The organism is Xenorhabdus koppenhoeferi (assembly GCF_900116635.1).
In the GTDB taxonomy this organism is placed as follows: Bacteria; Pseudomonadota; Gammaproteobacteria; order Enterobacterales; family Enterobacteriaceae; genus Xenorhabdus; species Xenorhabdus koppenhoeferi.
Genome location: NZ_FPBJ01000016.1, coordinates 45,843 through 69,609 on the forward strand (window position 1 = coordinate 45,843; position 23,767 = coordinate 69,609).

Genomic DNA, 23,767 nt, shown 5'->3' on the forward strand with positions numbered 1-23,767 from the left:
GGTGATGACATGACCAGTTCAGCTTATAGAATAAAACTGAACGGCGTGGAAAAAACCTTTCCAGGATTGGACACCCCTGCTGTATCTCGTCTACAGGCAGAAATTCAGGGTGGCTCAGTTACAGGTCTTGTCGGCCCGGATGGTGCTGGAAAAACCACGTTGATACGCATGCTGGCTGGTTTATTGAAGCCTGATAGCGGCAACATAGAAATCATGGGACTTGATCCCATCAAGAATAGTGTTCAAGTTCGTTCTGAACTCGGCTATATGCCACAGAAATTCGGCCTGTATGAAGATTTAACCGTAATGGAAAATCTGACTTTATATGCCGATTTACGCGGCGTGATGGGTGAAGAACGCAAGGCAACATTTCAAAAGTTACTGACTTTCACCGAGTTAACCCGCTTTACCGAACGGTTGGCCGGGAAATTATCTGGCGGCATGAAACAGAAACTGGGGCTGGCTTGTACGCTCTTGGGTAGCCCGAAAGTTTTGCTGCTTGACGAACCGGGCGTGGGCGTTGACCCTATCGCTCGCCGTGAATTATGGCAAATGGTGCATGAACTCGCTTCCGACGGTATGTTGATCCTGTGGAGCACTTCGTATCTGGATGAAGCCGAATTGTGCCGCGATGTTTTGCTGCTGAACCACGGTGAATTGCTCTATCGTGGTCAACCCCAAAATTTAACCCAAAATATTGCAGGCCGCTCTTTTTTGCTTGATGTCAAACAGGAAGCACGTCGCAAAATGCTGCAACATGCCCTTACCCTGCCTCAAGTCACGGACGGTGTTATTCAAGGAAGATATGTTCGTCTGATCTTAAAAGAGAAAGCGGATAAAAATGTATTACTCCGGCAAATAGGATTACCTGAAGATAATATTTTCGATGCTGAACCACGTTTCGAAGATGCCTTTATCGATTTGTTGGGCGGCGGCCCATCTCATCGTTCAGAATTGGCTGAAATTATGCCGCAAATCCCATCAAATCCGACAGAAACCGTAATAGAAGCCTGTAATCTGACCAAAAAATTCGGGGATTTTGCCGCTACTGACAATGTAGATTTCGCAGTGAAGCGTGGAGAAATTTTTGGCCTGCTGGGGCCGAATGGTGCCGGAAAATCCACCACGTTCAAAATGATGTGTGGACTGATGATCCCTACGTCCGGCAAGGCTCTGGTTCTGGATATGGATTTAAAAACCAGTTCAGGCAAGGCACGTCAACGCCTTGGTTATATGGCTCAGAAATTTTCCTTGTATAGCAATTTGACGGTTGAGCAAAATCTTAAATTTTTTTCCGGTGTTTACGGGCTGAAAGGCCGGCATCAGCGAGAAAAAATGTCTGATATGATCAGCGCCTTCAATCTCGAACCCATCTTGCATCAAAAGACGGATAGTCTCCCACTCGGTTTTAAACAACGTCTTGCCCTTTCCTGCGCATTGATGCACGAGCCTGATATTTTGTTTTTGGATGAACCCACTTCCGGTGTCGATCCGCTGACCCGGCGAGAATTTTGGTTGCATATTAACGGGATGGTTGATAAAGGCGTTACGGTAATGGTAACCACTCACTTTATGGATGAAGCCGAATACTGTGACCGTATCGGGTTGGTGTTCCGAGAACAATTGATCGCAACGGGCACACCTGACGAGCTGAAACAATTGGTCGCTACGGATGAACACCCTAACCCTTCTATGGAAGATGCGTTTATCGATCTCGTGGTGAATTACGATAAGGAGCCGCAATGAATCATTCTGAACATACAGCATCCCAGAAAGCAGTTAGTTTCTCATGGCGCCGATTGAAAGCACTTTGCGTCAAGGAGGCTAAGCAGATTATCCGTGATCCCAGCAGTGCTTTAATTGCGGTGGTTATTCCTTTGATGCTGCTCTTTATTTTTGGCTATGGTATTAACCTTGATTCAAGTAAACTTCGCCTCGGTATTCTGATGGAGCAACAAAGCGAAGATGCCCGCGAATTAGTGCATGCCTTTACGGGATCGCCCTATATTGATGCCACTATCAGCGATAATCGCCAGTTCTTAATCAATAAAATGCAGGAGAACCAAATTCGAGGCATCATCGTAATTCCGGTCAATTTTGATGCTCAGCTTGCCCGCGTCGATAGCCATGCTCCTATTCAAGTCATTACTGATGGCAGCGAACCCAATACTGCTAATTTTGTTCAGGGTTATGCTAAAGGCATCTGGCAAATCTGGCTCCAGCAGCGGGGGCAAAATCAAGGCGTTTCTACTATGCCGTTGATTGATATACAAATCCGTTATTGGTTTAACTCCGCCGCCATTAGCCAACATTTTCTTATCCCCGGTGCAGTCTCAATTATCATGACCGTCGTCGGTGCAATCCTCACCTCGCTCGTGGTTGCCCGCGAATGGGAACGCGGAACGATGGAAGCACTGCTCTCCACTCAAGTCACCCGAACCGAATTATTGCTTGCCAAGTTACTGCCCTATCAAGTGCTCGGCTCTTTTGTCATGGTACTGTGCATGGTATTTACGGTTTTTGTGCTGGGTGTTCCCTATCGTGGTTCACTCTGGATACTGGCATTGGTTTCCAGCCTCTATCTTGCTACCGCTTTAGGCATGGGGCTACTCATCTCTACTCTGACGCGAAATCAGTTCAATGCAGCGATGATTTCTCTCAATGCGGCTTTTTTGCCCGCTATTATGTTGTCTGGTTTTGTTTTCGAGATAGACAGTATGCCCGCGCTTATTCAGGCTTCTACTTATGTCGTGCCCGCACGTTATTTTGTCAGTAGCCTACAAACACTCTTTCTGGCCGGAAATATCGGTACAGTATTGATCACCAATCTTCTCCTGCTGATTGCCAGCTCCATCGTCTTTATTGGCCTGACTGCGTGGAAAACTCGTCGGCATTTGGATTAAAAAGGAAAGAGCATGTTTTATCGTTTATATACGTTAATCATGAAAGAGTTGCAGTCTCTGCTAAGGGAGCCGCAAACACGAAATATTTTGATTTTGCCGGTCATTTTGCAAATGATCCTGTTTCCGTGGGCCGCAACGCTGGAAGTCAAAAATGCCACCATTGCGATTTATAATGAAGACAAAGGACAAGCCTCAATTGAATTAACCCAACGGCTGGCAAAATCGAAAGCATTTCCTGATGTTATTTTACTGACAAGTTCACAAGAAATCCGGCCTACCTTGGATGATCGCAAGGCGTTGCTATTGGTACGCTTCCCACAAAATTTCAGCGCCAATATCGCCAGCCAGAATCCTACGGCAATTCAGGTCTTGCTGGATGGACGTAACTCCAACAGTGCTCAGATAGCTGCCAACTATATTCAGCAAATAGTGATGGATTACCAGAAACAATTATTGGTAAATGCACCGAAAGCCAATAACAGCGAATTAATCATCCGCAACTGGTATAACGCCAATCTGGATTATAAATGGTTTGTCGTACCCTCATTGGTTGCCATGATTACCACCATTGGTGTCCTGATTGTGACGGCGCTGTCTGTTGCCCGTGAACGGGAACAGGGAACACTGGATCAATTACTGGTTTCTCCACTGGCAACATGGCAGATTTTCCTCGGCAAAGCGATTCCGGCGTTGGTCGTGGCGACTATGCAGGCAACTATTGTTTTACTGATTGGAACATTATTTTACCAAATCCCCTTTGCGGGTTCGTTGCTGCTATTTTATGGCTGCATGTTGATTTATGGGTTATCTCTGGTTGGTTTCGGTTTGCTGATTTCTGCGGTCTGTTCCACCCAGCAACAGGCTTTTATCGGCGTGTTTGTGTTTATGATGCCTGCCATCTTGCTTTCTGGATATATTTCTCCGGTTGAGAATATGCCTGTCTGGCTACAAGACATCACATGGATTAACCCAATCCGACATTTTACAGATATTACCAAGCAGATTTATTTGAAAGGGGCTGATTTATCAGTGATCTGGCCAAATTTATGGCCATTGCTGGCTATTACAGTAACAACAGGCGGGATTGCCTACCGATTGTTCCGAAGCAAAATTGCTTGATAACAATTATACACTTCGTCTTTCAAACTGCTTCTTTGTTGGCTGCGCAAGGAGTAAAGAAGTTATCTACAATTTTGGAATTCTATTTAACGTTATTGAAATCCATTAAATGAATTAATCACAGCATACAACTCATTGAAGGGAAATAAAATGGCTATAGAAAATATTATATTAGATGCTTTATATCATACAAGGGATTTTTTTAAGTTGAAATCTACTAATAAATTATACACGGAAGAAGAATTTCATCGATTATCAGCATCTAAAAAAGAATATTATTCATTACAATCTATTAATCACAGAGTGGATTTATTACAAAACCAGCGAAATGATACAGCAAGAGTAAATAATATATATGAAAAAAATAATATCCGAAATAGAATACAACCTGATCACAGAGTGGGTAATTGTGGTGAATATTCTGATATCGCATTAGAATATTTAATTGAAAAGTCAAAATTAATTTGGGAAATATATAAAAAACCATTTGATATTACAATATTAGAGATCGAATGCCCTTCAGGTATTTTTGAACACAATTTTGTGAAATTATCGGTTAATTTTGAACTTCCATTAATAGAATTATTCAAACGACATTATAACTCAGAAATATGGATATGTGATCCTTGGGCGAATATAGCTTGTCTGTCATATAACTACCCTCAAGAATGGAAAAGTAAAATGTTAAAATGGTATTCTAAAGGAAAATTATTGAGCACCTCTTCCCGTATCTGTTACGCTAATGAGCCGGACATTTTCCAACTTTTTGATAACCATATCAATTCTCTAAAAGTAAGTTTTAATCAACATGTAGATTTCACACCTCTTTCATCACAATAATATACTACTATTCCGAACGAACAGTTCCATGAGAAGATTTTATGGAACACCCAAAATAATAAAAATTCTGGGTGCGGAAGGATACTTCGTATCATCATTTACCTGGGTTGCATTCACAGGCAGATGTCGCGCCTATTTACAAATGGCAACTGATCCTGAAATACAACTCTTTAATAGTAATTACTCTTCCATATAAAAACCCTGCCAAAAACAGGGTTTTTATATGGAAGAGTAACACTATATGTCAGTGATTATCATGTCAGTGATTATCGACGATCACCCAAAATACGCAGCAACATCAAGAACAGGTTAATGAAGTCCAGATACAGAGTCAGAGCGCCAGTGATAGAATATCTGCGTAGGTTCTCTTTATCATTGACATCCATTTGTTCACCCATTTCTTTCAGTTTCTGAGTGTCATATGCAGTCAAACCAGCAAAAACCACAACACCGATATAGGTGATTGCCCACATTAATGCCGGGCTTTTCAGCCAGATGTTTACCAAAGAAGCCAGAATGATGCCGATAAGCGCCATAAACAGGAAACTACCCAGACCACTCAGACTGCGTTTGGTGGTATAACCATAAACGCTCAATGCACCAAACATACCCGCTGAAACCACGAGTGTACTGGCAATCGAGCTGCTGGTATAAATCACGAAAATACTAGAAAGCGTCAGACCCGTCAGCATGGAGTAGAACATGAACAACCCTGTCGCTAACGCCCCGCTCATTTTATGAACCAGACCAGACAGCACAAACACCAAGGCAAGTTGTGCAATGATCAAACCATAAAAAACAATGGAACTGCTAAAAATGGCATCTAAAATTTCAGGAGTATTTGCTACATACCATGCAACAAATGCGGTTAACAACAAACCACAAGTCATCCAACCGTAGACTTGAGCCATATAAGTTTGTATACCAGAACTGGTTTTCTGAACAATCGAACCATTAGAACGTTGATATCGGTCCATGACGATTACCTTTTCATGACAGTGTTTAAGGATTAGGACTGTTTAAAAATAAACAATCTATTCAAAAATTATACACTAGCATAGAATATTAACAAAGCCATCCGCTAATTAACGACAATTTCAGTGACATATTATTTATCTGTCCGGTTTTCATGGTAGTTCACAAAATGATCCGCTAATCGTTTATTTGAATGTCTTTGTTTCAACTCTTTCGTTACCAGTGGGTTGCTACCAGCGATTTGCCGCTTCCTGATCACTTTGTCTCGTTTCAACCCAGCGTTCACCTTCTGCAAGAGACTCTTTTTTCCAGAATGGTGCTTTGGTTTTCAGATAGTCCATGATAAATTCTGCTGCCGTAAAAGCTAGGCTGCGATGAGAACTTGTGATGCCAACAAATACAATTTCATCTCCCGGATACAGTTCTCCAATTCGATGAATAATACTAATACGTTGCAAAGACCAACGTTGGCGGGCTTCATCAGTAATTTCCTGCAACATCTTTTCTGTCATGCCAGGATAATGCTCAAGCATCAATGTGTTAATGTTATTACCCAGATTATGGTTACGAACCTTGCCCGTAAAAGTTACAACAGCACCGTCTTCATCACATAGTGAAAGCCATTGGTATTCATCGCCCACACTGAATATTTCCCGCTGAACACTGATTCGGGTATTTTCCATCATCAACCTCCCGTGACAGGTGGGAAGAAAGCCACTTCATCACCATCATTCAACGGGTGTTCAGCATGGACAAAGGATTGATTGACAGCCACCAGCAATTTATCTTCCTCTAAGGCAAATCCCCATCGTTCGCCTTTTTCAATCAATGCATGACGAAGACGGGCTACTGTTGGGTAATCATTCGGCAATTCCAGTGAGTCTGTGCCTGCCAATTCACGCACTTGAGCAAAAAACAGTACCTTGATCATGCTTTCACCTTAAAATTTCCTGATTTTCCACCGCTTTTTTCCAGCAAACGAACAGGCCCAATAACCATATTTTTTTGCACCGCTTTACACATGTCATAAATCGTCAATGCGGCTATCGATGCTGCGGTCAAGGCTTCCATTTCTACACCTGTTTTCCCGGTTAAGCGACAGCAAGATTCAATTCTGACACGGTTATGCTCTATTTGTGCTTCCAGCTGAACTTCCACTTTACTGAGCAGCAGCGGATGGCAAAGTGGGATTAATTCCCAAGTCCTTTTAGCCGCCTGAATACCCGCAATACGAGCAGTCGCAAAGACATCTCCTTTATGATGATCACCGGCAATGATCATTGCCAATGTTTCAGCCTGCATTTCAACAAATGCTTCTGCCCTTGCCTCACGCACAGTTTCTGATTTGGCAGAAATATCCACCATATGAGCTTCACCCGCAGTATTGATATGGGTCAGTTGGGACATTCTTTACTCCTAAAAAATGGGTCTTTAAGTTAAATTAACCACCAATAAAAGACAGATTGGGGGTGATTCCACTGTCACCCTGATGTAAAAAGTGAGTCTCACGTTTATGCCGCAACCCACCTTGAATCCGTAGTTTTAGTGCTTCAAGTGACGCGCCGTCATATAATAAATCGCGCAATGGGATGCCTTGTTCACCAAACAGACACAAATGAAGGTTACCAATCGCAGAGACTCTCAAGCGGTTGCAGCTTTGGCAAAAATTTTTTTCATACGGCATGATAAGGCCTATCTCGCCCTGATAATCGGGATGGCGGAAGACCTGAGCCGGCCCGTCGCTGCGGGTTCTCTGTTGTTGTTGCCAACCTTGTTGCAACAGCCGGCTGCGGATAACCTCACCAGAAAGGTGGTGACGATGAAAAATGTCATGACCTTCACCCGTTTCCATCAATTCAATAAAGCGCAACTGGATTGAACGCGATTTAACCCAGTCAAGAAAAGCGGGTAAGTCAATATCATTCACCTTTTTCATCAGCACAGCGTTAACTTTTACTGTGTTAAATCCTGCGTCAAACGCAGCATCAATACCACGCATAACCTGAAAAAATTTATCCTGCCCCGTGATGGCTTGAAATTGACGAGGATCGAGACTATCAACACTGACGTTAATGGCTGTCAGCCCTGCCTCTTTCCATTTGGATACATCCCGTTCCATCCGGTAACCATTGGTTGTCACTGCAATTTTTTTGATCTGTGGGTTTTCGTGAACTGCGGCAATAATATCGCAGAAATCACGGCGCATGGTTGGTTCTCCCCCTGTCAGACGGATTTTTTCTGTACCAAGTTCGGCAAAGGCGCGGCTGACGCGGCGAATTTCGGGCAGGGAAAGAAATGATTTATGGCCATGAGAGCGGTATCCATCAGGCAAACAATATGTGCAACGAAAGTTACACACATCAGTAATTGATAATCTCAGGTAATAAAATTTACGCAAAAATGCGTCTACAAGTTGTTCCACAATAACACCTTCCAAGTACGGGAGATGCGGGTATTTCTACCTTGCACCTTGGTAACTCAGGAGCCACGACCAAAGTATCATATCAATGTGTTGTCCATTTGATAGAGCAACGGCTTAGACACAGAGGCCAGGAGTTAAATCAATTAAACTTTTATGCGAATAATTACGTGAGTAACGATGTGCTCGTCCAAGATTTTACCGCTTAAAATAATAAAAAGCGAATGCTACATCCGGTATATATCTTAATATACAACGAGTTAACCAAAAACCATAACACTTGATTTCTATAATATTTTTATGCCGCCGTTAAAAAATATCAGACAAAAAACCGCATGAAATCACAGCAATTGCTAAAAGCATCATTTGTTATGATAAATTACACGAGATTTATTAGACCCACCAACTTTAGCCAGTAACAGGAACTTATGCGTAATCGCACATTAGCTGATTTGGATCGTGTTGTCGCCCTTGGTGGCGGTCATGGACTCGGACGTGTTATGTCTTCTCTTTCTTCTCTCGGTGCCCGTCTGACCGGCATTGTCACAACAACCGACAATGGGGGTTCGACCGGAAGAATACGACGTTCAGAAGGTGGGATCGCTTGGGGAGATATGCGTAATTGCCTCAATCAGCTAATCACAGAACCTACCATTGCCTCTGCCATGTTTGAGTATCGATTTGGTGGTAATGGCGAACTGGCTGGCCATAATTTGGGTAATTTAATGTTGAAGGCGCTGGATCATTTAAGTGTTCGCCCTCTGGAGGCGATTAACCTGCTCCGTAATCTGCTGAAAGTAAATGCACACTTGATCCCTATGTCAGAACAAGCAGTTGATTTAATGGCTGTGGATGATCTAGGCAATACCGTATATGGCGAAGTAAATGTTGACCAGCTTAATTGTGTACCACAGGAGTTATTTCTCTATCCCCATGTTAATGCCACTAAAGAAGCATTGGATGCCATTGAACAAGCCGATTTGATTTTAATCGGTCCCGGTAGTTTTTTTACCAGCCTAATGCCATTGTTATTGCTGGAGGATTTAACTCAATCACTGCGCCGTAGCAACGCAAATATGATTTATATTGGTAATCTGGGGAAAGAACTCAGCCATTCTGCTGCCGAATTATCGTTAAAAGACAAGCTGGAGATAATGGAAAATAAGATTGGGCGTAAAATGATTAATGCGCTTATTGTCGGCCCTCGCACCGATATCAGCCTTTTCCATGATCGAATTGTCAGCCAGCAAGTGTTAGAAGCTCAGGATATTCCCTATCGCCATGATCGTGAGTTATTACGGCAAGCAATAGAAAATACCCTGCAAAAATTGGGTTAGCTCAAATAGTATTGATAGAGAGTGAAATTATTCACTCTCTATACCTTCATCTTTAAAGTTACAGTTTTATCGGCTGCATCCCGAAAATTCATTGTATATATCTGTCATTCATATTGTTTAGGAATTGGAAATAAATTGCGTCCGCAATGCCTGTACTTGATCACGAACGTTAGCTGCCTGTTCAAATTCAAGATCCCGTGCATGCTGGTACATTTTGTCTTCCAGTTCACGGATTTTAATCTCCAGTTCTTTTGCGGACAGCTTCTGGTAATCATCGGTACCCAAAGCAACTTTACCTTTGCCTTTGGTCTTCCCTTTGCCGTTAACCGGCTGACCAATTTTCAGTATGTCGCCAATTTTTTTGTTTAACCCTTTCGGCACAATACCATGTTCATCGTTAAACGCTTGCTGTTTGGCGCGGCGACGTTCTGTTTCGCCAATGGCTTTTGTCATGGAGTCGGTAATTCTGTCACCATACAAAATAGCCTTACCATGCAGGTTACGTGCGGCACGACCGATAGTCTGGATCAAGGAGCGCTCCGAACGGAGGAATCCCTCTTTGTCTGCATCTAAAATCGCCACAAGAGAAACTTCTGGCATATCCAACCCTTCCCGCAGCAAGTTGATACCAACCAAGACATCAAACTCACCCAAGCGCAGATCACGGATAATTTCCACACGCTCAACGGTATCAATATCTGAATGGAGATAGCGCACTCGTTCTCCATGCTCTTCCAGATATTCAGTCAAATCTTCCGCCATTCGTTTAGTTAAGGTCGTTACCAGCACCCGCTCATTTTTGACTGCACGGATACGAATTTCAGACAGCAGGTCATCTACCTGGGTCAACACCGGACGAACTTCAATCTCAGGATCAATTAGCCCGGTTGGACGCACTACCTGTTCAACAACATCATTAGCGGATTTTTCCAATTCATAGCGGCCAGGAGTCGCTGAAATATAAATGGTTTGTGGTGCCAGAGCTTCAAACTCCTCGAATCGTAATGGGCGGTTATCCAAGGCCGATGGCAGCCGAAAACCGTACTCCACCAATGTCTCTTTACGGGAGCGATCCCCCCGGTACATACCGCTAATCTGTGGAATGGTAACGTGGGATTCATCCACTACCAACAAACCATCTGCCGGCAGATAGTCAAACAGCGTCGGAGGTGCTTCACCTGCTGCACGACCAGATAAGTAACGGGAGTAGTTTTCAATACCTGAGCAATAACCCAGTTCATTCATCATTTCGAGGTCGAATTGTGTACGTTGGGTGACACGCTGTTCTTCCAGCAATTTATCTGATGCCAATAGCACCTTGCGTCGTTGTTCCAATTCAACCTTAATCTCTTCCATTGACTGAAGAATACGTTCACGCGGTGTGACATAGTGAGTTTTGGGATAGACAGTATAACGCGGCACATTGTACTGAACCTGACCAGTCAGCGGATCAAACAAAGAAAGTCGTTCGACTTCATCATCGAACAATTCCACACGTAACGCGTGTTCATCCGATTCTGCCGGAAAAATATCAATGACTTCACCACGTACCCTAAATGTTCCACGCTGGAATGCTTGATCGTTGCGGGTATATTGCAATTCTGCTAAACGGCGCAGGATAGCGCGCTGATCGATTAACATTCCATCCGTTAAGTGAAGCATCATTTTCAGGTAGCTATCTGGATCACCCAGACCATAAATAGCAGAGACTGATGCCACTACAACCACATCCCGACGCTCCAGCAAGGCTTTTGTTGCCGATAAGCGCATCTGCTCAATATGTTCATTTACCGAAGCATCTTTTTTAATGAATGTATCTGAGCTAGGCACATAGGCTTCGGGTTGATAGTAATCATAGTAAGAAACAAAATATTCCACTGCATTTTCAGGGAAGAACGCCTTCATTTCGCTATAAAGCTGTGCCGCCAATGTCTTATTGGGGGCAAGGATCATAGTTGGTCGATTTAAGTTTGCGATAACATTGGCCACCGTGAAGGTTTTACCCGATCCTGTTACACCCAAAAGTGTCTGGTGTGCCAGACCATCTTCCAGTCCTTCCTGCAATTGTCGGATAGCCGATGGTTGATCACCTGCCGGCTCGAAATCAGAATGTAACTTAAATACTTTGTTTGTTTCTTTGCTCATCTTCTTCCCGCCATCATGTACAAAAATACCCACGCCATCCATACACTCAAAAAGCCTGTTTATGATACTGGATAAAAAACCAGCTTCAAGTGAGTTAATAAAATAATATTGTTTTTATTTCAAGGAAGGGTAGGTGAGATTCTGTAACAAAGAAAACTTACAATAACGCATAATAACATTAACTATTAATTAACATTGTTGGCAGCTATTTTTATCCCCAGATAAATGCGCTTGCTTTTTCCTATTTTTGTATTAGTTACTGAAATGATAAAGTCCCGAATAGCAAAGGGATGAAGAAAGGGATTGCTTTTATTTAATTGGTTGATTTTGTTGATTTAAAAATCAAAGGAGAGAATAACAGCAAATCTTGCACAAACCGCGTATTATCTTGCGTGAGGATGCTTTTCTAAAACTAATGCACAAGGTTATCCACAGGAATAGTGGATAACTCAGCAAACCCTATTAGGCATGGGAGCTTGCGGAGTTATTTCTGTTTGTGATTTTTCCAATAGCAGGATATTTCTATCCTGTTTTGAAATCAATTCACACTATTTTTTGATAAAAAATATTTCAATCCTTGTTGAAAGAAAACATTTTTCGCATCATGGAACTGATCCAAATATTGTTGTATGCATTGATTTTAACTAACGCTAAGTAAACAATTAGTTAACTAATGAAGCAATGTTTATATATTCTCCTATGTTACTGTTATCACATGATTCACTCAGATAAGGAATAACGCCCAGTAAAGGAGCCGGGATCATACGTTTCAACGTTTCCAGATAGGCTGCCTGATGTTTACCAGCAGGTTCAATTTCATTGGCAACCCAACCAACCAGATTTAATCCAGAGTATTGGATAGCTTTTGCCGTCAGCACCGCATGGTTAATACAACCTAACTTAACACCTACGGTCAAAATCACGGGTAAATTCTCCTGAATCACCCAATCAGCAAAGGTCGTATTTTCCGATAATGGTGTATACCAACCTCCTGCTCCCTCTATCAAAACCCAGTCCGCTTTTGTTGCCAATATTTCCAATCCCTGCGAGAGTACTGAAAAATCAATTGGTTGATTAAGCTCAGCACTTACGATATGAGGCGAAGTCGGTTCAACAAATACCAAGGGGTTCACTTCCTGATACGTTAATGACACCGAGCTGTGATGCTGTAAGGCCAATGCATCACTATTACGTATTCCTTCCCCCGTGATTTCACTCCCTGATGCCACTGGTTTATAACCCGCAGTTTGATATCCTTTTCGATTAGCCGCTTGCAACAGTGCACAGCTAACAACTGTCTTACCTACTTCAGTATCGGTTCCGGCAAGAAAATATTTACTTGTCACAATAAATAACTCCAAAAGCAATTTGATAGCTCAACGGGTAATCCCCATTATGGCGTGGGTATATCTCAGCAAGGGTGTTTAAGCGTTTTCTGGTCATCAATCCCTGCTGGCAACCATGATGAAGGTGTGTTGCACCAATTCCTTTCAGAGAATTCAGCAAAGGCAGGAGTTGAGGATAATATTGGCAATATTGCCGACTGATGATTTTATGCCGATATGGCTGGCATGCTTGCATGATTGTCCGCAGCGGCAAAAATTGGTTAATGTGCCGATAATCATCCACCTGCTTCCATGCAGTTTCCAGCTCATGCAGTGATCCCTGTATAAGGGTGGAAAAAACGATAAGACCACCGGAACGGGTAACGCGATAAAACTCCCGTAATGCGCGTGACAGGTCATTACACCATTGCACCACAAGGTTACTGAAACACATATCTATGCTGTTATCCGCCAGTCCCAGGTGCTCAATGTCTCCTTGCAGATAATAATCAGCAACCTGTTGCTCCTGAGCATGGCTTAACATACCGGAAGCCAGATCCAGTGCAATAACTTGTTTACCTTGTTGTGTCCAACGTGTGCTGAAAAAACCGGTTCCACATCCTGCATCCAATACCTGCGTACCGATATTTTCTGTCTGTGCCAACTCCATCAAATATTCACCGGTTTGCTGTTGCAGTTTAGCCACCGTGTCATACTTTGAAGCCGCTCGCCCAAAAGCCCCTGCAATCGCTTGTTTATTGACAGCATTAACAGCCAGAGTCATGCAAGGCCTCCAGTAATATATCAATGTCCTGCCATGTATGGCTTGCTGTCAGTGTAATGCGCAAACGGGCACTTTCAGGAGGAACCGTTGGTGGTAGTATCCCCTTAACCCATACTTTCTTCTGTCTGAGTATCTGAGATAACGTGATACAAAGTTCATTGTCCCCAATGATTAATGGCTGAATAGCAGTTTCTGAATCTATCAGGGAAAAAGGCAAATGTTGCGCTTCATGACGAAAATAGCGGATGTTATTTTGCAACGTTTGGCGTAATGCTTCCCCGGCTCTGATTTGTCGCACTGCTTCGGAAAGTGCGACTGCCTGCGCAGGCGGCATTGAAGTGCTGTAAATCAGATGCCGGGCATATTGGATCAGATATTCTGCCGTTTGTTCATCACACAAAACCGCCGCACCACTCAATCCGAACGCTTTACCGAAAGTAATAATCAGAATTTCCGGTTTAACATTCTGCATCCAGCAACTGCCTCGGCCTTCATCACCGTGAATACCAATGCCGTGGGCATCATCTACCATCAGCCAGCTTTCCGTTGATTTTGCTTGCTGCATAATGAGTTCGAGCGGAGCACGATCGCCATCCATGCTAAAAATACCTTCCGTAACCACCAGCGTTTTCCCCGGACACTCTTTTGACAGATATTGCTTCAAAGAGTCCATATCGTTATGCAGAAAACGCCGAAGTTGTGCGGGAGATTGCATGGCTGCTTCCATCAACGAAGCATGACTGAGACGATCAGCAATAATGCGGTCGTCTTTTTCCATCAAAGCTGCAATTACGCCTTGATTAGCGGCGTAACCGGAAATGAATAATAGGGCGTGGGAATATCCCAACCATTCAGCCAATTGCTGTTCTAAAGTATGATGTGCGGTCGTATAGCCCGTTACATGCCCTGAGCCTCCACTGCCTACACCATATTGCTCAGCACCCTGTTGCCATGCAGCAATGATTTTGGGGTGCTGGCTTAGCCCAAGATAGTCGTTACTGGAAAAATTCAGGTATTGGCTATCTGAAATGAATAATAAACGTCCATCAGAACCCTGATGGACTTGTCTATTACGCCATAGCGAGGTTCCCCGACGTTCGGCCAAACGTCGGGAGAGTGAGTCTGACCAGCTCATTATATTGCCGCGTTATAAAATTGTTCATCATCAGCATTATGAATAATGGCTTCCGTCAAGTTCTGCTGCTGTTGCTTATCACCGAATGCCGTTTTTGTCTGTTGAGGATTTATCCCTAAACGACGGAACAGTTGCAAATCGCTATCTTCATCTGGGTTTGGTGTAGTCAGTAATTTACAGCCGTAAAAAATGGAGTTAGCCCCGGCCATAAAGCACATGGCCTGAGTCTGTTCGTTCATTTGCTCACGTCCTGCGGATAAGCGGACATGAGATTTTGGCATCATAATTCTCGCCACTGCGATGGTGCGGATAAAATCGAAAGGATCAACCTCTTCATTATCTTCTAATGGCGTACCTTTCACTTTTACTAACATATTAATCGGCACACTTTCCGGCGGCTTGGGTAAATTGGCCAGTTGTACCAACAATGCGGCCCGGTCACGGATTTGTTCACCCAGACCCACGATCCCACCCGAGCAAACTTTGATACCTGCATCCCTGACATTATCCAATGTATCCAGCCTGTTCTGATAGCTGCGGGTTGTAATGATATTGCCGTAAAATTCTGGTGAGGTGTCTAAGTTATGGTTGTAATAGTCCAGACCTGCTTCTGCCAAACGCTGTGCCTGAGATTGGTTCAGCATTCCCAGTGTCATGCAGGTTTCCATTCCCAGCGCTTTAACTTCTTTGACCATTTTCTCTAAATATGGCATATCGCGCTCATGCGGATTTTTCCACGCGGCTCCCATGCAAAAACGAGTTGAACCTGCGTTTTTGGCTTTATGTGCTGACTCGATGACTTTTTCCACTTCCATCAACCGTTCTTTTTCCAGACCAGTTTTGTAACGGGAGCTTTGTGGACAATATTTGCAATCTTCTGGACAAGCACCGGTTTTAATCGAAAGTAAGGTACTGACTTGCACTTGCTGCGGATCAAAATGTTCGCGGTGTATCTGTTGTGCCTGAAATAACAATTCAAAAAAAGGTTTATCAAACAACTCTTGTGATTGCTTGACAGTCCATGGTTGATGCTCACTCACAATAACATCTCCAATGAGAAAAATATTGCCAGTTTAAATAACGCCGTTATCATGTCAACCAAAATGATAGAAAAAAGGTTTACAACAAAGTTATGATGAACCCTTCAGATATTGAATTTGATCTGCGCCATATTTGGCATCCTTATACATCCATGACTCATCCCCTGCCCACCTATCTCGTTGTATCAGCAACGGGTGTGGAGTTGGTTTTATCAGATGGCCGTAAACTGATTGATGGTATGTCTTCGTGGTGGGCTGCGATTCACGGTTATAATCATCCTGCACTTAACGATGCCGCCAAATCACAGATCGACCAAATGTCCCACGTCATGTTCGGCGGAATCACCCATCCTCCTGCGGTTGAACTGTGTAAACAATTAGTGGCGATGACACCTGACTCTTTGGAATGTGTTTTTTTGGCAGATTCAGGATCTGTTGCCGTAGAAGTTGCTTTGAAAATGGCACTGCAATACTGGCAGGCCAGAGGAGAAAAGCGCCAACGTTTTCTGACCCTGCGTCATGGCTATCATGGCGATACTTTTGGCGCCATGTCTGTTTGTGATCCTGATAATTCCATGCATAGCCTGTATAAAGGTTATCTGCCAAACCATTTGTTTGCTGATGCCCCTCAGTGTCAGTTTGGTGATGAATGGCGCCCAGAAGATACTGATTCTTTCAAGCAATTATTATTGCAATATCATGATGCAATCGCAGCCGTGGTTCTGGAACCGATTGTGCAAGGTGCGGGTGGAATGCGGATTTACCATCCCGAATATCTGCGTCAGGTTCGTCAGCTCTGTGATAAGTATCAGATCTTACTCATTGCCGATGAGATAGCTACCGGATTCGGCAGAACCGGTAAACTATTTGCCTGTGAGCACGCACAAATCAATCCAGACATTTTGTGTTTAGGCAAGGCGTTGACGGGGGGCTATATGACGTTATCAGCAACAATCACCACCCGACATGTTGCAGAGACTATCAGTCAGGGAGAAGCAGGCTGTTTTATGCATGGCCCAACTTTTATGGGAAATCCGCTGGCTTGTTCCGTTGCCAGTACCAGCCTGAAATTACTCGCTGATAGCCCGTGGCAACAACGCATTCAATCAATTGAGACTCAGCTAAAAACAGAATTACTTCCCCTTAAATTACACAATTCGGTCAAAGATGTCCGGGTTTTAGGGGCTATAGGTGTTGTTGAAATGGAACAGCCTGTTGATGTTGCTTCGCTACAGCGTCATTTTGTCCAAAATGGCGTGTGGATTAGACCATTTGACCGATTAATTTATTTGATGCCGCCTTATATTATTCAACCGGAACAATTATCGAGACTAACAACTGCAATTTTTGCTGCAATAAATTAAAGAGTAACAGTCAGTATGAATACTATGCTGACTGTTATTGAAAAAAAGAAATAATGTTATATACCCGTCGTCTTTCAAGATGCAGCTTTGTTGGCTGTGCTCACTCACCCCAGTCACATAGTTAGCTATGCTCCTGGGGATTCATTCCCTTGCCGCCGCGCTGCATCTTGAAATCCATTGGGTATATACACAATGGGAAAGCGAGGAAAGCAGCAATTTGAAAGACGACGTGTATATACTTCCAGAGAATTATTTAACGTTTAAAACTCCATTGTTGTTAATTCCTAATAAAAAATAAAAGTCCATTAAAGCATTCTCAAAAGTCAATCATTGATAAATATTAATAAGAAATTCGTTGTTTTCTATACTATGTTAAAAAAATTTTTCTGATATATTTCATTCTAAATCACATCGATAAAAACCAAAAAGGAATATATTATGAATACAGAAAATGTAATCTTACCTTCTAATGACGAACTGCAAAACGTATTTGAGATGTCTCAAAATCAATATAAAAAAGAAATATCTCATTATGAAATGCTGGCAAAAGAAAAACCTGAACTCGCCCATTTATTTGCAGAAACTTTAAATGAAGAAGCCTCAACCAGCCCTGTGTTAAACTTAAAAGAATCTGTTAGCGGGTACTTTAATATCAATACTTTTTATCAATATGGGTATTACCCTTTTATCCAAGTATCATCTTATCCTGTCATTATTGGAAATGAACAAAATGTTGGTAAAAGAACTCATTTTAATGGCTATGTTCATGGAGGATATAACCAAATACCACAGGTGAGCATTAATAATATTCATCTTGCTGGTGTGGTTAGACATGCTCAGACCATTATAAATGCATCACTCAACTTCCAGGTTTTTATTAATCCGAAAAACATTGTATTACGTCTTTATAGAGGAAATGTTTATTTGGGTGATTTATTTTCCGTGTATCAAAATAATCTTTTTGTTACACATCCTCTTATTTTATCTGGTGTTGGTTCTTTTAACCTAATCTAATATCAGACAATAAATAAGTTTTCATAATAGTAATACACTCAAATTATGAGTATTCCTTACTCCTTACTGTGTGAGGAGTAGGGAAGTGAAATCAAATTCTGGCAAATAAACAGGGCGAGCGGCAGGAAAAGCTTGTTTATACCCATTGGATTTCAAGATGCAGCGCGGCGGCAAGGAACGAATCCCCTGGAGCATAGATAACTATGTGACCGGGGTGAGTGAGCGCAGCCAACAAAGCTGCAACTTGAAAGACGACAGGTATATACCATGCCACGCCAGCTTTAATATCAGGAACAGGAATAAGTAAAGTTGCAGGTTTCATAATCATTATCTTGAAAAACTGACCGCGTCCAAAAGAACACGGTTCAGGTTTACAGTGCCAGTACCGTTACCCACATTGAGCCTTTACCGACCGGATAACGTGCCAGTCGGGTTAATCTACCGGAATATTTATCAATACGCGAGACTGAAATATGCCCCGATTTCTGTCCCGACGCTATCAGGAAGCAACCACTGTGATCTATGGTAAAACCACGAGGTTGAGTTTCTGTCGGGTAATGACCCACTAATGTTAAATGATAGCCATCTTCCGACACACGGAAATGGCTGATCAAACTCTCAGTACGCTCACTGGTATAGAGATGGCGACCATCCGATGTAATATGAATATCCGCCGACCAGCGGACGCTGGAAAAATCCGCAGGTAACGAATCAACCGATTGCACAATACGATATTTTTCCCATTTGCGCAGAACATCAACCGTTGAGTCCAATTCATTGATGCAATAAATCGCCTGTTTTTCCGGATGAAATGCCATATGACGCGGGCCTGCTCCCGCAACTGTGGTGATTTCATCAATGCGGTTTTCTGTCAGGTAACCCTGCTCATCTAAATTGAAAATACGAATGCTATCTTCTTTCAAACATGGAACCAGTAACTGACGATTATCTCGATCAATATTGGCAGAATGTGGAGCTTGCAAACCTTCTACTATTTGAATCGGGGCTTTAACGATGCCATCTTCATCAATAGGATGAACGCTTAATTTATTGAAACTATAGGAAGCAGAAAATAAAAAGCGCCCTGTTTTGTCCGTTGATATATGGGTAGGGCTTCCCGGCAATAGTGTGATGGACTGCTGTTCAAGATGCCCATTTTCCCCGATAGCATAAGTTACTATACCGAATTGAGGGCGAACTCCCACATAAAGGTGCTTACCATTAGGGTTAATTACCATAGGCTGCACTTCACCCGGCACATTCACTGTCTGGATAAGAGAAAGTTCCCCTGCTACATTGAGCGACCATACGTGAATCTGACGGCTATCCGGGCTGGCTGTATAAACCACCTGTCTCAATTCTCTCTCCTTAATACTTCATCACCATTTCGTTAATCTGTAACGATTCTTGAAAAATTTCGTCTGCTAACCTTCTCAAAAGAAAGTTTAACTATTTTTAACTACTGTATAATGTTTGTTTGCATTATAAACAATAACATCATACAACCCAGTATCGCTGAGGTTATTCGAAAATACGTACTTTAATTCTTTCAGTCGCATAAGGGAAATTAAATCAGTGTCACTCTTATCACTGTATACCCAATGGATTTCAAGATGCAGCGCGACGGCAAGGGAATGAACCCCCAAGAGCATAGCCTAACTATGTGACTGGGGTGAGTGAGCGCAGCCAACAAAGCTGCAACTTGAAAGACGACGGGTATATAACGAACTGTATAGCTGTGCTCCCTGCTTGTGTTTCCATGTGTTATAAATGACGGTTCAGAGAAACACTCTTTATCTGCGCATATAACCATTGCCCGGCACGTAAATTTAACTCTTCACGCGCCCAAGATGTAATTCTCGCCCACAAACAATGTTCACCTAACGCTAATTTGACATCAATTTGACCGTTATCCTCGAAAAACTCAATGACTTTAACTTGCAGGATATTACGGATGCTGCTGACTCTTGGTGGCTCCAAAACTAAAGAAACGTCTGACGCATCAATACGAATACGCAGATCAGTACCCGGAGCTGCATCAATTTGCGGCAACCAAAGAGCTTTATCAGCCACCGCCACTGCGGTCATTTGATAACGCTGATGGTGCTCCATGACAGAAACTTTTACTATGCTGCTAAGACTCTCTTTTTGCAGCCACGGGCGTAACGCACTGCTTGCCCAAACATCTTCTAATGCCCCTTTAGCACGGACTTTTCCCTTATCCATAACAATCACATTATCCGCCAGTCGCAAGATTTCATCCAAACTGTGGCTAACGTATAAAATCGGGATTTTGACATCTTCAGACAATTTTTCGAGATAAGGCAACAATTCTCGCTTACGTGGCAAATCCAGTGATGCCAATGGTTCATCCATAAGCAGGATTTCAGGCCCTGTCAGTAATGCGCGACCAATCGCTACCCGCTGTTTTTCTCCGCCAGATAATGTGACAGGAAAATGTGACAGCAAGTGCTCAATACCTAATAGCCCTACGATGTTATCAAACTGAGATTTCATCTCCGGTGCCATACCATATTGCAAGTTCCCTTTCACGCGATAATGCGGAAAAAGACGTGAATCCTGAAAAACATAGCCAACTCGACGTTTTTCTGGCGGGAGAAAAATTTTCTGTTCTACATCCACTAAAGTACGGTTATTTAAGACAACCCGGCCTTTTTGTGGGCGAGTCAATCCGACAATTACGTTGATTAATGAGGTTTTTCCTGCCCCTGAAAGCCCAAATATGGCAGTGATACCTTCTGTGGGTAATGTGGTAGCAACCTGCATGTGCAGCTCACCCAAACGCTGCTCAAAATCCAGTTCTAACATGCCATCCCCAAACGCTTTCTTCCCCAACGTGTCAGCCATTCAGAAAGCATCAATGCAACCAACGCCAGTGCAATTGCAATAATGCATAAACGTGCAGCGGCTGTTTCCGCGCCGGGCATTTCTATCAATGTGTACATGGCAAGGGGAATGGTTCGCGTCTCACCCGGAATATTTGAAACAAAAGTAATGGTGGCACCAAATTCGCCTAAAGATCGGGCGAATGCGAGTACTGCACCAACAATGATACCCGGTAATGACAACGGCAAGGTTATCGTGAAAAAGACCTTAAGAGAGCCTGCTCCCAACGTATGTGCGGCCTGTTCTAAACGCTGATCTATACTTTCCAGTGATAACCGGATGGCTCTCACCATCAGTGGAAACGCTACTACGGCCGAAGCTAATGCCGCTCCTGTCCAATTAAATGCGAAACTAACACCAAACCAGTCGTAAAGAAATTCACCAATCACACCACGACGTCCCATGCTGATAAGCAACAAATACCCCACCACCACTGGCGGCAATACCAGTGGCAGATGGACAATGCTGTCGAGCAGGGATTTTCCAAAGAACTGACAACGTGCCAGCATCCATGCCATTAAGATCCCGAGTGGCAAACTGAATAGCACAGCAATAACTGAGATTTTTAAGCTCAGCAAAATAGCCTGCCATTCGTATTCACTTAACATCTCCAAAAGATCAGTTCCTACAGTGGATTAAAACCATAACGTTTAAAAATTGCAGCGGCTTCAGGTGTTTTAAGATAATCATAAAAATCACGGACCGCTTGTGTTTCATGACCTTTGATTATTGCGACCGGATATTCCACCGGTTTATGGCTTTCTGATGGGAAGACACCCACTACTTTCACTTTATTGCTGGCAACAACGTCAGAACCATAAACAATACCCAACGGTGCTTCTGCCCGTTCTACTAGCGCCATACCACTACGCACGTTATTAGTGCGCACCATCAATGGGTTAACCGTATCCCATGCATTCAGATATTGCAGTGATTCTTTGGCATAAATACCAACTGGGACATGATCCGGATCGCCAACTGCTAATCGTCCTTCCGCCAGTAAAGATTTCCATTTTGTATCCGAGTTGAGTTCCACTATATCTAAGTGACTTTCTTTGGGAGCAATCAGGACGAGTTGATTGCCCAATAAGGTATGACGGGTATTTTCAGCCATTAATTGCTTATCAGTAGCATAATTCATCCAATGCTGATCAGCAGAAATAAAGATATCCGCAGGTGCCCCCTGCTCTATCTGGCGTGCCAGTGTCGATGATGAAGCGTATGAGGTGACAATATTACCCTGCTTGTCTTTCTTGTATTGTGCAGAAATATCATCAAGTGCATTAGTTAGTGAGGCCGCAGCGAAAACCGTCACTTTATCGGTAGCCCAAACGTTCCCGATAAGCACAGCAGAAACCACAGCACCAGTCAGCAACTGATGCATCGTCTTTTTCATTTTATAGTTCACCTAAAATAATCAATGTGGTGCGTCGTATATAACAAGATACAACGTTAAATGAAATGCTATTCTGAGATTAATCGGTAAGTTGTGAGCCAGTTTTAGCTTTTGTATTAATTCAATGTAAATATTACAAAGCATAAAAAAATTCAACAGCAACAATCAATCTTTAAGTAGATAAAGGTTATCAATGACTGACAATTGCTGACATAGGATGTTTGGTGCCCTGGATGTGGGCCTTCTATAAGAAAAGACAAACCCTGTTGCTTAAATAGGGTTTGTCTTCGTTCTGAAGTCAGGATAGCCAGTTCTGTGAAAGAAAGACCAGATTAGTGGAAACATTGAAAATCAAGTTAGGTCAAAACTACTGTTCAATACTGCCTTTCGTTTCATTTCTGGAAATGATATTAAACAATCCGCCAAGTCCGTAAATAAGAGCCAAAATAGCAACCATCACCACGGGAACCATGATCAGTGCAAATCCCATACTTTTAAGTAATTCAAACATGCCAACCTCATATCCTGGGCGACTAATAAATTTACTGTGCCACACTAAGTATAACACAGAGAGTAATCCCGTTATTCTAGACAATAAAAAAGTAACAGTAACCGACGAAACGTGCGATCCTTTTTTTATGGTCATCTATAAGTAGAAAGCGCCCCTTTTTTGATATTTTTTACGTTTTTTTTTTGAAAATTTTACCTATTATTATACAATGCCTCCCTTTTTTAGGTTATTTAATTGTTTTTTCAAAGATAACGGGGGGATTATATGGCTTGGGCATTACTTGTCGTTTCATTGGCATTTTTGGATAGTCGCAAGAAAATTGCTTTTCTCATTGCACTCTTTTCTATCATTGCCGGAATAAGTACTAACATACTTACCTACCCCGCAATAATCACGTTAAGCGTGATTACCGCTTTGGGGGCTGCACATGTTTACTACAAAAATCATTTTGGCCTTAGTACTACAGCCGTAATTGTTCTGTAAGCCGATGATCTTCCCGGCGACGATAATGACATTGTTGTGCCCGGTATTGATGCCGTCGTCGCCAGTCTGA

At 42.8% G+C, this 23,767-nt stretch carries 24 protein-coding genes and 1 riboswitch; of the genes, 8 read left to right on the plus strand and 16 right to left on the minus strand.

The genetic code is table 11. From position 1 onward, the window contains the following. Window positions 1–9: 9 nt before the first annotated feature. From BM329_RS07070 to BM329_RS07085, 4 genes are all read left to right on the plus strand, one after another. Window positions 10–1,746: an ATP-binding cassette domain-containing protein gene (locus BM329_RS07070; protein ID WP_092550865.1), complete on the plus strand. Its 1,737-nt coding sequence runs from the start codon at window positions 10–12 to the stop codon at window positions 1,744–1,746. Beyond that, window positions 1,743–2,903, plus strand: coding sequence for an ABC transporter permease (locus tag BM329_RS07075; RefSeq protein ID WP_092550868.1), 1,161 nt, complete (start codon window positions 1,743–1,745; stop codon window positions 2,901–2,903). Before BM329_RS07070 ends, BM329_RS07075 begins: the two co-directional genes overlap by 4 nt. A 12-nt stretch (window positions 2,904–2,915) precedes the next feature. Then, window positions 2,916–4,022, plus strand: a complete 1,107-nt coding sequence (locus BM329_RS07080) for an ABC transporter permease (RefSeq protein WP_092550870.1) — start codon at window positions 2,916–2,918, stop codon at window positions 4,020–4,022. Window positions 4,023–4,172: 150 nt separating this feature from the next. Next, complete coding sequence (locus BM329_RS07085) at window positions 4,173–4,862, plus strand: hypothetical protein (RefSeq protein WP_092550873.1); 690 nt, start codon at window positions 4,173–4,175, stop codon at window positions 4,860–4,862. A gap of 266 nt (window positions 4,863–5,128) precedes the next feature. On the opposite strand, the gene BM329_RS07090 is transcribed toward BM329_RS07085, so the two are convergent. From BM329_RS07090 to moaA, 5 genes are all read right to left on the minus strand, one after another. Further along, window positions 5,129–5,839 carry a Bax inhibitor-1/YccA family protein gene (locus tag BM329_RS07090; protein WP_092550876.1) on the minus strand — a complete coding sequence of 237 codons (711 nt, stop codon included), beginning with the start codon at window positions 5,837–5,839 and terminating at the stop codon, window positions 5,129–5,131. A 228-nt stretch (window positions 5,840–6,067) separates the two neighbouring features. Beyond that, entirely contained in the window at window positions 6,068–6,523 is a 456-nt protein-coding gene (gene moaE / locus BM329_RS07095) for a molybdopterin synthase catalytic subunit MoaE (RefSeq protein ID WP_092550879.1), read from the minus strand. Further along, entirely contained in the window at window positions 6,523–6,768 is a 246-nt protein-coding gene (gene moaD / locus BM329_RS07100) for a molybdopterin synthase sulfur carrier subunit (protein WP_092550882.1), read from the minus strand. The genes moaE and moaD overlap by 1 nt, the downstream gene beginning before the upstream one ends. Continuing rightward, window positions 6,765–7,244: a cyclic pyranopterin monophosphate synthase MoaC gene (gene moaC, locus BM329_RS07105; protein WP_092550885.1), complete on the minus strand. Its 480-nt coding sequence runs from the start codon at window positions 7,242–7,244 to the stop codon at window positions 6,765–6,767. The genes moaD and moaC overlap by 4 nt, the downstream gene beginning before the upstream one ends. Window positions 7,245–7,278: 34 nt before the next feature. After that, window positions 7,279–8,262: a GTP 3',8-cyclase MoaA gene (gene moaA, locus BM329_RS07110; protein WP_177216210.1), complete on the minus strand. Its 984-nt coding sequence runs from the start codon at window positions 8,260–8,262 to the stop codon at window positions 7,279–7,281. Continuing rightward, window positions 8,249–8,405, minus strand: a riboswitch (molybdenum cofactor riboswitch). It overlaps the preceding gene by 14 nt. Window positions 8,406–8,684: 279 nt before the next feature. On the opposite strand from moaA, the gene yvcK reads away from it, so the two are divergent. Then, the gene (gene yvcK / locus BM329_RS07115; protein WP_092550891.1) at window positions 8,685–9,593 is read left to right on the plus strand and encodes a uridine diphosphate-N-acetylglucosamine-binding protein YvcK; all 909 of its coding nucleotides are present in this window, start codon (window positions 8,685–8,687) and stop codon (window positions 9,591–9,593) included. A 117-nt stretch (window positions 9,594–9,710) separates the two neighbouring features. On the opposite strand, the gene uvrB is transcribed toward yvcK, so the two are convergent. From uvrB to bioB, 5 genes are all read right to left on the minus strand, one after another. Further along, window positions 9,711–11,738: an excinuclease ABC subunit UvrB gene (uvrB, locus tag BM329_RS07120; protein ID WP_092550938.1), complete on the minus strand. Its 2,028-nt coding sequence runs from the start codon at window positions 11,736–11,738 to the stop codon at window positions 9,711–9,713. A 662-nt stretch (window positions 11,739–12,400) separates the two neighbouring features. Continuing rightward, complete coding sequence (bioD, locus tag BM329_RS07125; protein WP_092550894.1) at window positions 12,401–13,084, minus strand: dethiobiotin synthase; 684 nt, start codon at window positions 13,082–13,084, stop codon at window positions 12,401–12,403. After that, window positions 13,074–13,847 (minus strand): malonyl-ACP O-methyltransferase BioC, encoded by a 774-nt coding sequence (gene bioC / locus BM329_RS07130; RefSeq protein WP_092550897.1) that lies wholly within the window; start codon window positions 13,845–13,847, stop codon window positions 13,074–13,076. Before bioC ends, bioD begins: the two co-directional genes overlap by 11 nt. Next, window positions 13,831–14,982: an 8-amino-7-oxononanoate synthase gene (gene bioF / locus BM329_RS07135; RefSeq protein WP_092550900.1), complete on the minus strand. Its 1,152-nt coding sequence runs from the start codon at window positions 14,980–14,982 to the stop codon at window positions 13,831–13,833. Before bioF ends, bioC begins: the two co-directional genes overlap by 17 nt. Then, window positions 14,982–16,022 carry a biotin synthase BioB gene (gene bioB, locus BM329_RS07140; protein ID WP_092550903.1) on the minus strand — a complete coding sequence of 347 codons (1,041 nt, stop codon included), beginning with the start codon at window positions 16,020–16,022 and terminating at the stop codon, window positions 14,982–14,984. The genes bioF and bioB overlap by 1 nt, the downstream gene beginning before the upstream one ends. 95 nt (window positions 16,023–16,117) lie before the next feature. Between bioB and bioA the strand changes: the two genes are divergently transcribed. Next, entirely contained in the window at window positions 16,118–17,386 is a 1,269-nt protein-coding gene (gene bioA, locus BM329_RS07145) for an adenosylmethionine--8-amino-7-oxononanoate transaminase (RefSeq protein WP_092550941.1), read from the plus strand. Between the two features lie 438 nt (window positions 17,387–17,824). Beyond that, window positions 17,825–18,400 carry a hypothetical protein gene (locus tag BM329_RS07150; RefSeq protein ID WP_092550906.1) on the plus strand — a complete coding sequence of 192 codons (576 nt, stop codon included), beginning with the start codon at window positions 17,825–17,827 and terminating at the stop codon, window positions 18,398–18,400. A gap of 136 nt (window positions 18,401–18,536) precedes the next feature. On the opposite strand, the gene BM329_RS14435 is transcribed toward BM329_RS07150, so the two are convergent. The 6 genes from BM329_RS14435 to BM329_RS07175 all read right to left on the minus strand — a co-directional run bounded on the left by BM329_RS14435 (window position 18,537) and on the right by BM329_RS07175 (window position 23,214). Further along, on the minus strand, window positions 18,537–18,722 hold the full coding sequence (locus BM329_RS14435; protein WP_143101218.1) for a hypothetical protein: 186 nt from the start codon (window positions 18,720–18,722) through the stop codon (window positions 18,537–18,539). 49 nt (window positions 18,723–18,771) lie between these two features. Further along, on the minus strand, window positions 18,772–19,758 hold the full coding sequence (gene pgl / locus BM329_RS07155; protein ID WP_092550909.1) for a 6-phosphogluconolactonase: 987 nt from the start codon (window positions 19,756–19,758) through the stop codon (window positions 18,772–18,774). Between the two features lie 406 nt (window positions 19,759–20,164). Next, window positions 20,165–21,229: a molybdenum ABC transporter ATP-binding protein ModC gene (modC, locus tag BM329_RS07160; protein ID WP_092550912.1), complete on the minus strand. Its 1,065-nt coding sequence runs from the start codon at window positions 21,227–21,229 to the stop codon at window positions 20,165–20,167. Beyond that, window positions 21,223–21,915 (minus strand): molybdate ABC transporter permease subunit, encoded by a 693-nt coding sequence (gene modB / locus BM329_RS07165; RefSeq protein ID WP_092550915.1) that lies wholly within the window; start codon window positions 21,913–21,915, stop codon window positions 21,223–21,225. Before modB ends, modC begins: the two co-directional genes overlap by 7 nt. 17 nt (window positions 21,916–21,932) lie before the next feature. After that, a complete protein-coding gene (gene modA / locus BM329_RS07170) occupies window positions 21,933–22,703 on the minus strand; it encodes a molybdate ABC transporter substrate-binding protein (RefSeq protein ID WP_092550918.1) in 771 nt (256 codons plus the stop codon). A 367-nt stretch (window positions 22,704–23,070) separates the two neighbouring features. After that, window positions 23,071–23,214: an AcrZ family multidrug efflux pump-associated protein gene (locus BM329_RS07175; RefSeq protein ID WP_092550920.1), complete on the minus strand. Its 144-nt coding sequence runs from the start codon at window positions 23,212–23,214 to the stop codon at window positions 23,071–23,073. Window positions 23,215–23,478: 264 nt separating this feature from the next. Between BM329_RS07175 and BM329_RS07180 the strand changes: the two genes are divergently transcribed. Next, window positions 23,479–23,697 (plus strand): hypothetical protein, encoded by a 219-nt coding sequence (locus tag BM329_RS07180; RefSeq protein ID WP_177216208.1) that lies wholly within the window; start codon window positions 23,479–23,481, stop codon window positions 23,695–23,697. The last annotated feature ends 70 nt before the right edge of the window (window positions 23,698–23,767 follow it).

Bases quoted from the DNA above. Each gene is read 5' to 3' on its own strand.
- BM329_RS07070 (WP_092550865.1), top strand. From the start codon at position 10: ATGACCAGTTCAGCTTATAGAATAAAACTGAACGGCGTGGAAAAAACC.
- BM329_RS07075 (WP_092550868.1), top strand. From the start codon at position 1,743: ATGAATCATTCTGAACATACAGCATCCCAGAAAGCAGTTAGTTTCTCA.
- BM329_RS07080 (WP_092550870.1), top strand. From the start codon at position 2,916: ATGTTTTATCGTTTATATACGTTAATCATGAAAGAGTTGCAGTCTCTG.
- BM329_RS07085 (WP_092550873.1), top strand. From the start codon at position 4,173: ATGGCTATAGAAAATATTATATTAGATGCTTTATATCATACAAGGGAT.
- BM329_RS07090 (WP_092550876.1), bottom strand. From the start codon at position 5,839: ATGGACCGATATCAACGTTCTAATGGTTCGATTGTTCAGAAAACCAGT.
- moaE (WP_092550879.1), bottom strand. From the start codon at position 6,523: ATGATGGAAAATACCCGAATCAGTGTTCAGCGGGAAATATTCAGTGTG.
- moaD (WP_092550882.1), bottom strand. From the start codon at position 6,768: ATGATCAAGGTACTGTTTTTTGCTCAAGTGCGTGAATTGGCAGGCACA.
- moaC (WP_092550885.1), bottom strand. From the start codon at position 7,244: ATGTCCCAACTGACCCATATCAATACTGCGGGTGAAGCTCATATGGTG.
- yvcK (WP_092550891.1), top strand. From the start codon at position 8,685: ATGCGTAATCGCACATTAGCTGATTTGGATCGTGTTGTCGCCCTTGGT.
- uvrB (WP_092550938.1), bottom strand. From the start codon at position 11,738: ATGAGCAAAGAAACAAACAAAGTATTTAAGTTACATTCTGATTTCGAG.
- bioC (WP_092550897.1), bottom strand. From the start codon at position 13,847: ATGACTCTGGCTGTTAATGCTGTCAATAAACAAGCGATTGCAGGGGCT.
- bioF (WP_092550900.1), bottom strand. From the start codon at position 14,982: ATGAGCTGGTCAGACTCACTCTCCCGACGTTTGGCCGAACGTCGGGGA.
- bioA (WP_092550941.1), top strand. From the start codon at position 16,118: ATGAACCCTTCAGATATTGAATTTGATCTGCGCCATATTTGGCATCCT.
- BM329_RS07150 (WP_092550906.1), top strand. From the start codon at position 17,825: ATGAATACAGAAAATGTAATCTTACCTTCTAATGACGAACTGCAAAAC.
- BM329_RS14435 (WP_143101218.1), bottom strand. From the start codon at position 18,722: ATGAAACCTGCAACTTTACTTATTCCTGTTCCTGATATTAAAGCTGGC.
- modC (WP_092550912.1), bottom strand. From the start codon at position 21,229: ATGTTAGAACTGGATTTTGAGCAGCGTTTGGGTGAGCTGCACATGCAG.
- modB (WP_092550915.1), bottom strand. From the start codon at position 21,915: ATGTTAAGTGAATACGAATGGCAGGCTATTTTGCTGAGCTTAAAAATC.
- modA (WP_092550918.1), bottom strand. From the start codon at position 22,703: ATGAAAAAGACGATGCATCAGTTGCTGACTGGTGCTGTGGTTTCTGCT.
- BM329_RS07175 (WP_092550920.1), bottom strand. From the start codon at position 23,214: ATGTTTGAATTACTTAAAAGTATGGGATTTGCACTGATCATGGTTCCC.
- BM329_RS07180 (WP_177216208.1), top strand. From the start codon at position 23,479: ATGGCTTGGGCATTACTTGTCGTTTCATTGGCATTTTTGGATAGTCGC.